Source organism: Desulfobacteraceae bacterium, from assembly GCA_022340425.1.
Classification (GTDB): domain Bacteria; phylum Desulfobacterota; class Desulfobacteria; order Desulfobacterales; family JAABRJ01; genus JAABRJ01.
The window spans coordinates 1-12687 of sequence record JAJDNY010000199.1 but is presented as its reverse complement, the minus strand read 5'-3'; the positions used below and the strand labels follow the sequence as shown (position 1 = coordinate 12687).

Here is a 12687-nt window from a genome sequence, read left to right as displayed (position 1 = left end):
ATATTTTTATTGCCTGGCTATTGCGGGAGCTCCCCGAAAGGGGTGAGCTCCCGCGGGGTGGTGGTTAATTGAACTTCTCGACGAGCTTGCTGTAGGACTGGATCTCCGCCAGGTGCTGGTCGATTTCGGCCATTTTCTGGGTCTTCGCCTCGGCGGCCATGGCGTCGCTGTTCTGGATTTTCATCTTGTCCTTGGCAAAGTTAATCTCCATGATCGGCAGCAGCTGATGGTTGGAGGAGTCCGGGAAGGGGGCCCACCCGGAGCTCATCCCCTTGAGCACCGCCAGCTGCTTGTCTTTCTCGGCGCCGATGCGGCCGTAAGCCAGGAAAAAGCCCTTGATCCGGCTCTTCCACTCTTTGGAGAGGTCCTTGCGCCACACCATGGGATCGCTGGGAATCAGCGGGCTTTTCCAGATGATGCGCACGTTCTTGATCATGTCGGGGTGGGCCTTGGCGAACTTGTCCCAATTTTCGGTATTGTTGGTGGCGAAGTCCACCTGCTTGTTGGCCACCGCCATCAGGTTGGTTTCATGGTTGGCGTTGCGCACCAGCTTGAAGTGCTTGGCCGGATCGATGCCGTGCTGGCCCCAGATATAGTAAGTGGGAATGAGATAGCCGGATGTGCTGTTGGGGTCGCCATTGCCGAAGGTCAGGTTCTTTCCGTCGCGGATGATGTCTTCGATGGTCTGGAAGGGGCTGTCCTTGTGGACCACGATGAGCGACCAGTAGCCCGGGTTGCCGGTGACGTCCACGGTCTGCACGAACACCTCGCCGTCGGCGCGGTTGACGGCCTCGATGGCGGATTTGTTGCCAAACCAGGCGATCTGGACCTTGTTGAAGCGCATGGCCTCGATCACGCCGGCGTAATCCGGCGCCATGAAGAGCTTGACCGGAATGCCCAGGGCCTTTTCCATATCGGCCCGGAAGGGCTCAAAGCCCGTCATGGCGGAAGCGCTGGACTCGGTGGGGATGATGCCGAGGGTGATTTCCTTGAGATCGTCCGCCGCCGCGGGCGTGCCGACCGAAAAGGCCAGCACGGCAATCAGAGCGAAGATCAACGCCTGCAGAACGCTTTTCATTTCCTTATTCTCCTTTCAAAATTGCGATTGATGGGCAAACCCCGAGGATCGGAAAGGGGTGGCGGCCGGTTTGCGCCGCGGCCGTGGGATCAGGCCCGGGCGGCCAAGACCGGCCGGTGACCGGTTAGACCAAGTTTTATGGGTGTGGTGCCGTCGAGGTTGCAGTCAGCCGACTTCAACCCGTAAATATTGCGCAGCGCGGCGGCCGTCAGCGCTTCGCTGGGCCCGTCGAACACGATCCGCCCCTCTTTCATGGCGATGGAGCGGGGACAGTATTGAAGCGCAAACTGAACCTGGTGCAAACTCACCAGGACGCTCACGCCGTTGTTGCGGTTGAGGGCCGTGAGGCACTCCATCACCATGCGGGCCGATTCGGGGTCCAGCGAAGCGATCGGCTCGTCGGCCAGAATGATGCGCGCGCGCTGCTCCACCGCTCTGGCGATGGCCGCCCGCTGCTGCTGCCCGCCGGAAAGGGTGCTGGCCCGCTGGGCGGCATATTCCGCCAGGCCCACACAGTCCAGGGCCTCCATGGCGCGCCGTTTTTCCTCCCGGCTGAACCAGCCCAGCAGGCTTCGCCAGGTGCCGACCCGCGGCAGCATCCCGACCATGACGTTGGTCAACAGCGGCAGGCGCCCCACGAGATTGAACTGCTGAAAGATGAAACCGACTTCGGAGCGGATACGCCGGACGTCGGGGGATATCGAACCGTTTTTTTGAACCTGGCGGCCGAAGATACGAATGCTGCCCGAGTCCCGGTCGCCGGCCAGCAGTCCCGACACATGCCGCAGCAGGGTGGATTTCCCGGACCCGGAAGGTCCGATCAGAGCGACCATTTCGCCGGCCGCGATTCGCAGGCTGACCCTGCGCAGGGCCTGACGGGAGCCAAAGGTTTTAGTCACGGCCTCGATCTCGATGGCGGCTGGGGACGAATCGGTCATGGCGCAATCCTCGGCTAAGCGGTTTCAAAAACAGCGATGGCGGTGAACATAGGGTCCGCCTGTGAGAACCGCATTAGCGCTGGGTTTGTTTTTTGTGTGCGGCTTCGGAAACGGCGATGGGGAGCTGGAAGGTCATTTTTTTCGGCGCGCCTTCATCAAGACCTAACACTCCCGGGGTAGGATCTGCACGATCACGGTCCGGTCGGGATGCCGACCGGCAGGCAAGGGGGGGATGAAGTTCAAGGAGCGCAGCGCATGAACCCTTTCGACACCTTTCCTGAAAAATCGATCAACGGCACCGGCCCCATGGCGGCCGCCCTTCTGGCGCGCGGCGTTCAGAGCTTTCACGCCGCCTGCGCCTATGTCCAGGGGCTGCCCTACGGGTACAACTCCGATCGCGACGATCCGATGGTTCTGTTCAAGGAGGAAAAGGGCAGCTGCACCACCAAACATGCCGTCATCGCAGCTTTAGCATCGGAGCTGGGCCTGCCCGTGGCCAAGCACATCGGCATCTTCGCCATGACCGAAGCCCTCGTCACCGGGACCCAGGCGCTGCTGGATACCTTTCTGCTGCCCTACGTGCCCATGATCCACTGTTTTCTGGTCTGCGGCGACGACCGCGTCGATCTGACCGCGGGCAACCGCAACGGAAAGAACCGGACCATCGACGCTTTTTTGCACACCGAGGCCGTCACGCCCCACATCTCAGCCAAGGAAGAATATCTGCGGTATCGCACGGCCATGGAAAACCTGCTGAACACCCGCGAGGAGCTGCGCGGGGTCAAACTCAAAACGGTCCTCAAGGCACGCGAAATGGGAATCGCCCTGCTTAGGGCGCATGTCGGCGGGTAGCCGCGGGGCTTGGCCGCGAGACGTCGGCGCGGCATGCCCCCGCCAACCCCGCAAGCCCGCCGGCTTCAGGCAGCCGCTGGAGGCCCTGGACAGCCAACCAAATTCTATTCTTCCACTCATCATCCCCTAACACACCGGCCCTAGCCAAGTGACGGGGTGCAGCAGCCGCCGACGCGGCTTCAGAACCGCCGCGGGGCGGTCTGTCCCCCCTTCACTTTTTACACATCAACAAGGAGAGCGCGATATGAACGGCAGGCAAAAAAAACACCCCGAAGCGTCCGGCATCACCCGAAGGACCTTCCTCCACCAGGCAGCGGCCGGGACGGCCGCCTTCGCCGCGGCCGGCGTGGGCCCCTGGTTCATCCGCAACGCCCGGTCCTCGTCAGGGGAGTTGAAGCTCTTCACATGGCCGGACTACAGCAAGCCCGAAGTGATCGCGGCCTTTGAAAAGGCCACCGGCATCAAGGTGCAGGTCACCAACTACAGCACCAATCAGGAGTGCATGAACAAGCTTCGGGCGGCCCGCGCCAGCGGGTTCGATATCGCCCAGCCGTCTCTGACCGAGTATGAACTGCACATGGAATACGAATTGTACCGGGAAATCGACGAGAGCCGGATACCGAACCTGAACAATCTGGAACCCGCCTTCTATGAGAAATCTAAAAAGCTCGGCGGCGTGATCGGTGGCAAGCGGGTCGGGCTGCCCTACGACTGGGGAACGGAAGCCATCGCCTGGAACACGGAGCTGCTCACCCCCAAATACGGCGAGTTGTCCTACGGCACGATGTGGGCGCCTGAATTTGTCGGTAAGGTCACCTGCCGCCCCCACTCGGTCTTCATCGGTGCGGGGCTCCATCTGGATGCCACCGGCCGGCTGCCCTCCGACCGGATGTACGACACCTATCGGTCCGAGGAGAAGATGCGCCGGGTCTATGATGAAATCCTGAAGTTCCTCGTCGCCCACAAGCAAAACGTCAAGATGTTCTGGAACAACGCCCAGGACCATCAGCTGGCGTTTCTCCAGAACGCCTGCGCCATCGGCCAGACCTGGGACGGCCCGATCCTGACTCTCAAAAAGGAGGGCAAACCGGTCTCCTACATGGCACCCAAGGAAGGGGCCCTGACCTGGGTGGACTCCATTGGCATCGTCAAGAACGCGGAGAATCTCGAGCAGGCCTATGCCTTCATCAACTGGGCCTACACCCCCGAGGCCGGCGCGATCATGGCCAAATCCACCGGCTACAACAGCGTGGTCAAAGGGGCCAGCGACCTCCTGGACGAGGCGACCAAAAAGAACTTCGCCGAGGCTTATCCCCAAGACGCCCTGGATAACCTGTGGTGGTACGTGTCCGAGCCCGCATGGTTCGTGCCGGCGCGCACGGAGTACCGGGACAGGTTCCAAGCGGCCTGATGGGCCGCGACGGTTCAGGGGGAATCCAGCCTGAAATAGGGGGGACCGCCCAAAGCGTCGTGGCGGCCGGCGGGAAGCTGATTCCCGTCCGGCGAACGCCGGCCCAAGGCGCTCCCGCAGGGGTGGGTTGATGGGGCAGGATGTAGAGATTGCCAACGTGAGCATGCGCTTCGGCGATGTGGATGCCGTCCGTGACATCCGCGTCCACATCCAGGCCGGGGAGTTCTTCAGTTTCCTCGGGCCTTCGGGGTGCGGCAAAACCACGCTCCTGCGCCTCATCTCGGGCTTCATGGAGCCGTCTGCGGGCGAGATCCGGATCGACGGCCGCAACATGCGGGGCATCGGCCCCAACAGGCGTCCCACCGCCATGATCTTTCAGAACCTCGCGCTTTTCCCGCTCATGAGCGTGGCCCAAAATATCGGCTTCGGTCTCGAAGTCCGGGGGGTTGGGCGAGCCGAAAGAGAAAAGAAGGTGGCGGCCCTGCTGGAGCTGGTCGACCTCCCCGGCGCGGGGGACAGCCCGGTGAGCGCTCTCTCCGGCGGGCAGAAGCAGCGGGTCGCCATCGCACGGGCGCTGGCCGTGGCGCCGGCCGTCCTTCTCCTGGACGAACCGCTCTCGGCCCTGGACCTGAAGCTGCGCAAGCATATGCGTCTGGCCCTGCGGGAGATTCAGCGGCGAACCGCCGTGACCTTTGTCTATATCACCCACGACCAGGGCGAGGCTTTCACCATGTCGGACCGCGTGGGGGTGATGTCGGTGGGGCGGCTGGAGCAGGTGGACGCGCCGGAAAAGATCTACAACGCCCCCCGCAGCGCCTTCGTGGCGTCGTTTGTCGGTGAGGCCAACCGGCTGTGCGGCACCGTCGCGGGGGTTGAAAACGGCGCAGCCTCGATCGACACCCCTTCGGGCCGGATCATCGGGCAAAACCCCGCCGGCCTCGGCCACGGGGCGAAGAGCACCGCCTTCGTGCGCCCCGAGGCCATTTTCGTCGCGGACCAGACGCCCGACGGCGCCAACACCCTGGAGTGCACCGTCATCGGCCGCAGCTTCGAAGGTGCGTATACCACCATTCGCCTGAAAACCCGCGGCGGCGAGACCCTGACCATGCGCTGCAACAACGACGGCCAGGGGTGGGCCGCGACCGCCGGCGGAAATATCCGCATCGGCTTCAAACCGGAAAACGCCCTGCTCTTCCCGTCCGGAGAGTGCGCCGATGGTTAGGCTCTGGCGAGAGGGCCTACGGGCCTTCGGGCCCATCGGGTGGGCCTATGTGGTGGTCGCCCTCGGGGTGTGGCTGCTCTTCATGATTCTCGTCCCGCAGCTGATTATGATCGACTTTTCCCTCCGGCCGCTGCTGCCTTTGCGGGAGCTCGGGGGGCCCAAAGACGTCTGGACCCTGAAGAACTACGGCCAACTTTTGGCCAACGGGCTGCACCGAACCATTTTCCTCAAAACCATCTGGTCGAGCATCGTCGTCACCCTGGCTGCCCTGGTGATCTGCTACCCGATATCGTTTCACCTTGCCAAGGTCGCCCGGGCCGCCCCGCGCAGGTGGCTGATGATCGGGCTGATCATCCCCTACTGGATCAACGAGCTGCTGCGCCTGTTCGCCTGGCAGCTGATTTTGGCCGACCGGGGGCTCTTCAACCACCTGCTGATGCAGCTCGGTGTGATCGCCGAGCCCGTAAACTTCCGCGCCGGAAACGGCGCCGTGATCCTCGGAATGGCATATGCCTATGTGCTTTTCATGATCTTTCCACTTTACAACGCCATGGAGAGCCTCGATCGCCACCAGCTGGAGGCGGCCCGGGACCTGGGAGCGTCCCGGGCGAGGATCCACCGGGATATCGTCATCCCGCATGCCAAGCCCGGCATTGCCGTCGGGTGCATCATGACCTTCATGCTGGCGGCCGGCTCCATCGCCGCCCCGCAGCTCCTGGGCAGCCCGAGCAGTTTCTGGTTCACCGAAATCATCTATACCAATTTCGAAACCGCCAACTGGAACCAGGGCGCGGCCTATGCCACCGTGCTGGCCGGCCTCTGCCTGGCATTCGTTTTTCTGATGCTGAAGGTGTTTCGGCTCAGGCTGGAAGAGCTCGCCCAATGATGTCCAGCCGCACGGTCCGTCGCTTCACCAGCGCCGCCTACATTACCCTGTTCTTCACCTACCTTTTCCTTCCGCTGCTGTTCATGGGCATCGTGGCCTTCAACCGCAGCAGCATCCCCCAGGTTACCCCCTGGGAGGGATTCACCCTGAAATGGTTTCGGCACCTGTATGCCGACGACCAATTGTGGCCGGCCCTGCAAAACAGCTTTGTCGTCGGCGGCGCCGTGGTCGCCATCGCAGTCCCCATCGGGCTGGCGGGCGCGCTGTTTCTGACCCGCCTGCATTTCCGGGCCCGGGACGTCTGCTACGCCCTCCTGGTCTCCCCCATCCTGACGCCGGGCATCATTCTGGGCATCTCGACCTTTCTTTTCTGGGACCGATGGTTCCACGTCAGCGGCGGCCTCTGGACGGCCGTCATGGGACAGGCCACTTTCATCAGCGCCTACTGCATGCTGCTGATTATGGCCCGGTTGCAGCGGTTTGACCGCACCCAGGAGGAGGCCGCCTTTGATTTGGGGGGGACCCATCTGCAGGTCTTTCTAAAAATCACCCTGCCATTCCTCAGGCCGGCCTTGGTATCTTCGGCGGTTCTGGCCTTCATGCAGTCTTTTGAGAACTACAACACCACGCTGTTTGCGATCGGCTTCCAGCAGACCTTGCCCATTTACATCGGCACCAAGCTGCGGGTCTTCATCAGCCCGGCCATGAACGCCCTGGCCGTGATATTTATCACCCTGACCGTTGCCGGAGCCGTGCTCTACGAGTACTGCCGGGTCCGGGAAGGTCGCCTGAAATTCATGCGGAGCAAAAAAACAGATGCCCCACGTCATTCTGATCCTCATCGACGGCTGCCGTCCGGACGCCCTGCAGCGCGGCGCCACGCCTAACATCGATGCCCTGGCGGCCGCCGGCGCGGCTTCCATGAGCGCTGAAACCGTGTCGCCGTCGCTCACCCTGCCGGCCCATTACTCACTTTTCACCTCTCAGAAGCCCATCGGCCACAATGTGCTGACCAACACCGGCCGGCCCCATCCATCGCCAGCAACCGCCGGCCTTTTCGAGGTGGCCAAGTACAACGGCCTGTTCACCGCGGCGGTCTACAGCTGGGAGCACCTGAGAAACCTCGCGCCCCCCGAAGCCCTGGATTTCGTTTATTACCTCAACACCCTGCAGCGCGCCGATGGCGATCTCCACCTCGCCCGGGCCGCGGCGGCCTGTCTGGTCAGTTTCAAGCCGGCGCTTCTCTTTGTCTACCTCGAGGGCGTCGACCAGGCCGGTCACGCGGCCGGCTGGATGTCGCCGGCCTATTTCGATGCCCTCTCGGCAGCCGACCGGGCCGTCGGCACCCTGAAAGCCGCGCTGGACGAGGCGGGCATGACCGGCGCAACCCACATCATCCTGCAAAGCGACCACGGCGGGTCCGGAACCCACCACCAGGAGGCCACCCCCGAGAACCTGACCATCCCATGGATCGCCTGGGGGCCCGATGTGCGTCCCGGGCACCGCATCGCGGCGCCGGTCAGCATCCTGGATACGGCGCCCACCATCGCCCATCTGCTGGGGATCCAGCCGCATTACAGCTGGATCGGGCAACCGTTGTCCGAAATCATGAGCCCTCGTCGTGACGGGGCCAGCGACGAGCCCCCGCGGCCGCGGGTGACGGGTGACCCCCGGGCCGCCTGAAGCGCTAATCGATTTCGAACCGCCCCAGGTCGGTTCAGAGTCCCCATCGCGGACAATTCCCCGTGGCCTGCCCTTTAAAAAAGTGTGTCGCGAGCCCAGCCAAAACGAAAAACCAACCCAAACCTAATTTTGATTTCATCTTTTTATGGGACAAAAGCCCTCAAATACCTTCCGCGGTGCAAAGACAGGCGCCGGCGGACTTTTGACATCCAAGCGCAAAACGGGATTGGAGGCGAGTTGGCGAAATGACCACCCCGACGGGAAGAAAATTCACCCGGAAGTCCGACCGGGTGCCGGTTCTATCTGGCGGCGGTGCCAGAGGCTATCGCCGCGGCGTCATGCTCAACAGCTGTCCGGACGGAATGTATTTTGAAGCGGACGCTCCCCTGCCCCCCCAATCGGTTCTGTCCATAAAAGTCATGGGGCATTACCCTAGCGGGGTTGAAACCGACCCCGATGATGGTCTCAGGGCCAGGGTTAAATGGTGCGATCAGGTGGCGAACGATGAAGCCCCGCGTTATGGCATTGGTGTGGAATTCACCCCAAGGAGGGCCTTCGCCTGTGGGCCGATTGTTTCCGCTGCCGGCCGGGCCTGCGATTTTTGTGAACAAAGGGGCGCCGACGAACTGTTTCGGCATCCCGGAAGCGGGCTGCTTTTTTGCCCGGACTGCCGCCACCACATGGAAACCCTTCCGGAATGCATTCAAGCGGCGCTCGTGCGTTTTTTGTTGGGTAACGTGGTGTAACGGCAGGACCCGCGCCCTGGCTTGGGACGGTGGCCTTTTTCAAGAAAACAATCTTATCCCGGTGGATAGCCGGTAAACTGAGCAATTTGGACCCCTAAAAAGGTCTGCCCGAAAGGAGTGCGCCATGGATGCGGCGTTAATGGCAAGGGTTTTCATCGATCTTCAAAAAAAGTCCTTGGAAAACTTCTTCGAGGCCTGGGCCATTTCCCAGGGCCTGGCCACAAAAGCGGTCCGAATCTGGGCCAGACAGATGGGCATCGGTGAAACAGGCCGCGGATATGGCGATCGCTGGCAAAGGATAATCCATCAGGAACACGATGCTTCTCCAAAGCGCGCCGGCGACGACACGAAAGGGTTGAAAACCCCCTCAAAGATTCCAAAACCCGTCCAACCGGCCAGCGACATGCCACCCAGCGGCGCCCCCCGATGGACACCCCCCCAGGGGGCGGCTGTCGGTCGTTTCGGGCCGTGCGCATTTCCCCCGCAGTGACGGCTTGAAACCTCAAAGGCCCTGGTCGGTCGCATGGAGATAGCGGCGAATGAAATTCTTGACGGCCACGCGCCCCTGGTGGACGCCGAAGTGGCCCTCGCAGAGGATGTCGGCTTCCAGTTCCAGCAGGTACCGGAGCGAATCGCGGTATTGGGCGGCATCCGAAAGCAGGGAGGGGTGCAGCGGGCCGTGGACGTCCTGGGCAAAGAGCACGGTCCGCCCGTGGCGGCGGGTGGTGAAGACCAGCGATCCGGGGGAGTGGCCGGGGCAGTGGTGGGCGGTCAGCATGCCGTCGCCGACAGCGATGGTTTCCCGACTGGCCGTGATCCGGTGATCGACGGTCAACGGCCGCATGCGGGCGCCGTACCAGGCGGCGGCGGTGACCCGGTCGTCGCCCGCCTCCAGGAAGGCGGCGTCTTTGGCGTGGGCAATGATGCGGCAGCCGTAGTGCTCGCGAAGGACCGCAGCGCCGCCGCTGTGGTCGAAGTGGCAGTGGGTCAGCAGCAGGTGGGTAACAGCCGTGCCGGGCGGCAGGCAGGCGAACACGTTTTCCACCAGCCGCTGATGGCCCGGCCCGCAGCCGGCGTCGATCAGCGCCGCCTGAGGGCCGAAGCGGACCAGATAGACGGCCGCATCGCCCGGCGCCGTCAGGCCCTCGCCGCCCACCTGCCAGATATCTTCGATGATTTGCACAGTTTTACCCCGGCTTTTGAAGTTTCATTGCTGCCGCTCGCGGCCACGAAAACCGACCCAAGCCCGAGGTGCGCGGCGGCCTATGGGGGGTTGGGCGGGCTGACCGTCAGATCCAGAACGAACCGCTGCTCCATCACCTCCAGGCCCCACTGGCTGCCCGGTCGCGCCTCTACGAGGCGGAAGCCATATTTTTGATAGAGGTGCCGGGCCGCCAGCAGGCCTTCGAAGGTCCACAGGTAGACGCGCCCGTAGCCCCGCTCGCGGCAAAAGGCGATCGCCAGGGAGAGCAGGCGGTTGCCCAGGCCGCGGCCCCGCAGGTCTTCGCTGAGAATAAACCAGCGCAGGTGCGCCCCTTCGCTTTCGGCGTGAATAGCATCGATGGCGATGGCCCCCACCACCTCCCCCTTCACGCAGACCGTCCAAAAACCGTCCCGCCGCGGGTCGAAGCGCTCCAGGAAAGCGGTCACGCCGTCGGTGATGGTCTCTTTGAAAACCGCGCCGAAACCCCAGTTGCGGCCGTAATAGTCCGCATGCAAGGCGGCGATGCGCGCACAGGCGCCGGGCACGGGCCCCGTTATCTTGATATCCGTTTCGATTTTTGCGCTCCCTTGGCGCGCTTTGGGTCAGGCGCCAAAGCGCTGGCTGCAGGCTCGCAGGACCGCCAAACGGGCCCATCCCCGGCGCGGCGGCCTGAAGCGGCGGGGCCAACGAGTCATTTATTCTTGAAATATTTTTCCGTTCATTGCAAGATGGAAAAGCTTCACTGCGCTCTGGAGAAAGGAGCCGGTACGATCCCGCAGGCCTCCATCAAACCGGCGCAACCGGTCGGCCGCGGGCGCACACCTATCGTTTACAATGGCACACGATTTTAATTTCTCCCGCCATCGGGGGAATTCTTGGCTTGACACCCCCCGCCGTCTCGAATAGGGAATTGGACGGTTTGGGGCCTTTACCTTTAATTTCAGCCAATCACAACGGGAGGAAAAAACATGTCGGATTTCTTTATCAATGTCTTTTTGGATGATGCCAAACTCAAGAAGATCGAGGCCGCCGGTTTGGCGGACAAGGCCGTAGAGATCGGAGGCAAGCAGGCGATCCAGGTGCCGATGACCGCCAAAGACCAGAAAAAGCTGGTCAAAGGCTTTCCGGACCTGACCTTTGACGCCACCAAGGCCTGCGTGCTGCCGCCGGATGCCGAGGAGAAGCTGGTCGGCATTGTATCGGACATGAAAACCCTGGATGTGATGAAATTCGCGATCATGAAGCTCTACAACCCCCTCGCCGGCAAAGCCCCCCGCTCAGCCCTGCGCTGATTCGGGCCCCAGACGAAGTCCACTGCGGCGACCGTTATTGCGCGGTCTGCGGCCGTGCCTTCGCCCAGCGTGAAAAAGGAGCGGCACCCGCGGGTGCCGCTCCTTTCTATTTGGATGCCGCGCCGGTCATCCAGCGGACGTAATTTTTCCCAGCGGGCGATGGGCCGGGTCAGTTGGTGGTGCGTTCCTCCAGAAGGTTGTCCAGCCAGTCGGGATCCATTTCCGGCACCGAGGAGAGCAGCAGTTCGGTGTACTCGTGGTGAGGCGGCCTGAGGATCTCACCCTTGGCGCCCTGCTCCACGATACGGCCGTTTAGCATAACCACGATCTCGTCGGCGATGGCCTTGACCGTCGCCAGGTCGTGGGTGATGAAAAGATAGGAAACCCCCAGATCGTTCTGAAGGTTCTGCAGCAGTTTCAGAATGCCCTCGGCCACCAGCTGGTCCAGCGCCGAGGTGATCTCGTCGCAAATCACCAGGTCGGGGTTGGCGGCCAGCGCCCGGGCGATGCAGATACGCTGCTTTTCGCCCCCGGAAAGCTCCGAGGGGTAGCGATCGGCATAGTTTTCGGGCAGCTCCACCAGACGCAGCAGCTCCTGGATCCGCTCCAGGGCTTTTCGGCCGCCGATGCCGAAGTAGAAGGCCAGCGGCCGCCCGATGATCTTGCGGATCTTCTGGCGCGGGTTGAGCGCCACGTCCGGCATCTGGTAGATCATCTGCAGGCGCTGGAGGCTTTCGCGCTTTCGCGACTGCAGATCCGGCGAGAGCTCCTGACCGTCAAAAACGATTTTACCCTGGTGCGCTGGCAGCAGGCCGGTGATCACCCGGGCCACGGTGGTCTTGCCGCTGCCGGATTCCCCCACGACGGCCACGGTTTTGCGCCGTCGTATCCTGAGGTTGATGTCTTCCACGATGTTGACGCCCTTGACGTAGCTGGCGGAGACGTTCTGAACGTCCAGGATCACGTCGCGGTCTGCGGCGGCCTGAGCCTTGTCCTCGCGCAGACCTCGCACCGACAGCAGCCGGCGGGTGTATTCCTTCTGCGGGTTTTCCAGCATCTCTCGGGCCGCGCCCTCTTCCACCAGGTTGCCGTGGCGCAGGACCATGATGCGGTCGGCCAGCTGAGCCACCACCGCCAGATCGTGGGTGATATAGATGGCGGCCGTGTTGAGCTGCTGGATGACGTTCTTGATGGCGGCCAGGACCTCGATCTGGGTGGTCACGTCCAGAGCCGTGGTGGGCTCGTCGAAGATGATGATATCCGGGTCGGTGGCCATGGCCATGGCCACCATGGCGCGCTGCAACTGCCCCCCGGAGACCTGGTGGGGATAGCGGTAGCCGATGGTCTCCGGGTCCGGCAGGCCAAGCTGCCGATA

The 12687-nt window shown here is 62.6% G+C and carries 14 protein-coding genes; 9 read left to right on the top strand and 5 right to left on the bottom strand.

Going from position 1 to position 12687, the window contains the following annotated elements; translation table 11 throughout:
* Positions 1 to 64: 64 nt before the first annotated feature.
* Together phnD and phnC are read right to left on the bottom strand one after the other, a co-directional pair.
* The gene (gene phnD / locus LJE63_17170) at positions 65 to 1078 is read right to left on the bottom strand and encodes a phosphonate ABC transporter substrate-binding protein (protein MCG6908338.1); all 1014 of its coding nucleotides are present in this window, start codon (positions 1076 to 1078) and stop codon (positions 65 to 67) included.
* An 89-nt stretch (positions 1079 to 1167) separates the two neighbouring features.
* The gene (gene phnC, locus LJE63_17165; GenBank protein MCG6908337.1) at positions 1168 to 2016 is read right to left on the bottom strand and encodes a phosphonate ABC transporter ATP-binding protein; all 849 of its coding nucleotides are present in this window, start codon (positions 2014 to 2016) and stop codon (positions 1168 to 1170) included.
* 255 nt (positions 2017 to 2271) lie between these two features.
* On the opposite strand from phnC, the gene LJE63_17160 reads away from it, so the two are divergent.
* The 8 genes from LJE63_17160 (at position 2272) to LJE63_17125 (ending at position 9306) form a co-directional block, all read left to right on the top strand.
* A complete protein-coding gene (locus LJE63_17160) occupies positions 2272 to 2868 on the top strand; it encodes a hypothetical protein (GenBank protein MCG6908336.1) in 597 nt (198 codons plus the stop codon).
* Between the two features lie 244 nt (positions 2869 to 3112).
* Positions 3113 to 4279 carry an extracellular solute-binding protein gene (locus LJE63_17155; GenBank protein ID MCG6908335.1) on the top strand — a complete coding sequence of 389 codons (1167 nt, stop codon included), beginning with the start codon at positions 3113 to 3115 and terminating at the stop codon, positions 4277 to 4279.
* Positions 4280 to 4409: 130 nt separating this feature from the next.
* Entirely contained in the window at positions 4410 to 5501 is a 1092-nt protein-coding gene (locus LJE63_17150; protein MCG6908334.1) for an ABC transporter ATP-binding protein, read from the top strand.
* Positions 5494 to 6387, top strand: a complete 894-nt coding sequence (locus tag LJE63_17145) for an ABC transporter permease (protein MCG6908333.1) — start codon at positions 5494 to 5496, stop codon at positions 6385 to 6387. Before LJE63_17150 ends, LJE63_17145 begins: the two co-directional genes overlap by 8 nt.
* The gene (locus LJE63_17140) at positions 6384 to 7274 is read left to right on the top strand and encodes an ABC transporter permease (protein ID MCG6908332.1); all 891 of its coding nucleotides are present in this window, start codon (positions 6384 to 6386) and stop codon (positions 7272 to 7274) included. Before LJE63_17145 ends, LJE63_17140 begins: the two co-directional genes overlap by 4 nt.
* The gene (locus LJE63_17135; protein MCG6908331.1) at positions 7204 to 8070 is read left to right on the top strand and encodes an alkaline phosphatase family protein; all 867 of its coding nucleotides are present in this window, start codon (positions 7204 to 7206) and stop codon (positions 8068 to 8070) included. The genes LJE63_17140 and LJE63_17135 overlap by 71 nt, the downstream gene beginning before the upstream one ends.
* A 245-nt stretch (positions 8071 to 8315) precedes the next feature.
* Complete coding sequence (locus tag LJE63_17130) at positions 8316 to 8816, top strand: hypothetical protein (protein ID MCG6908330.1); 501 nt, start codon at positions 8316 to 8318, stop codon at positions 8814 to 8816.
* Between the two features lie 124 nt (positions 8817 to 8940).
* A complete protein-coding gene (locus tag LJE63_17125) occupies positions 8941 to 9306 on the top strand; it encodes a hypothetical protein (protein MCG6908329.1) in 366 nt (121 codons plus the stop codon).
* A gap of 12 nt (positions 9307 to 9318) precedes the next feature.
* On the opposite strand, the gene LJE63_17120 is transcribed toward LJE63_17125, so the two are convergent.
* Together LJE63_17120 and LJE63_17115 are read right to left on the bottom strand one after the other, a co-directional pair.
* The gene (locus LJE63_17120; protein ID MCG6908328.1) at positions 9319 to 9999 is read right to left on the bottom strand and encodes an MBL fold metallo-hydrolase; all 681 of its coding nucleotides are present in this window, start codon (positions 9997 to 9999) and stop codon (positions 9319 to 9321) included.
* A gap of 80 nt (positions 10000 to 10079) precedes the next feature.
* The gene (locus LJE63_17115; GenBank protein MCG6908327.1) at positions 10080 to 10565 is read right to left on the bottom strand and encodes a GNAT family N-acetyltransferase; all 486 of its coding nucleotides are present in this window, start codon (positions 10563 to 10565) and stop codon (positions 10080 to 10082) included.
* 423 nt (positions 10566 to 10988) lie between these two features.
* On the opposite strand from LJE63_17115, the gene LJE63_17110 reads away from it, so the two are divergent.
* The gene (locus tag LJE63_17110) at positions 10989 to 11312 is read left to right on the top strand and encodes a hypothetical protein (protein MCG6908326.1); all 324 of its coding nucleotides are present in this window, start codon (positions 10989 to 10991) and stop codon (positions 11310 to 11312) included.
* A 169-nt stretch (positions 11313 to 11481) separates the two neighbouring features.
* Here the strand turns inward: LJE63_17110 and LJE63_17105 are convergent.
* On the bottom strand, positions 11482 to 12687 hold a 1206-nt coding region (locus LJE63_17105), incomplete at its 5' end, for an ABC transporter ATP-binding protein (protein ID MCG6908325.1).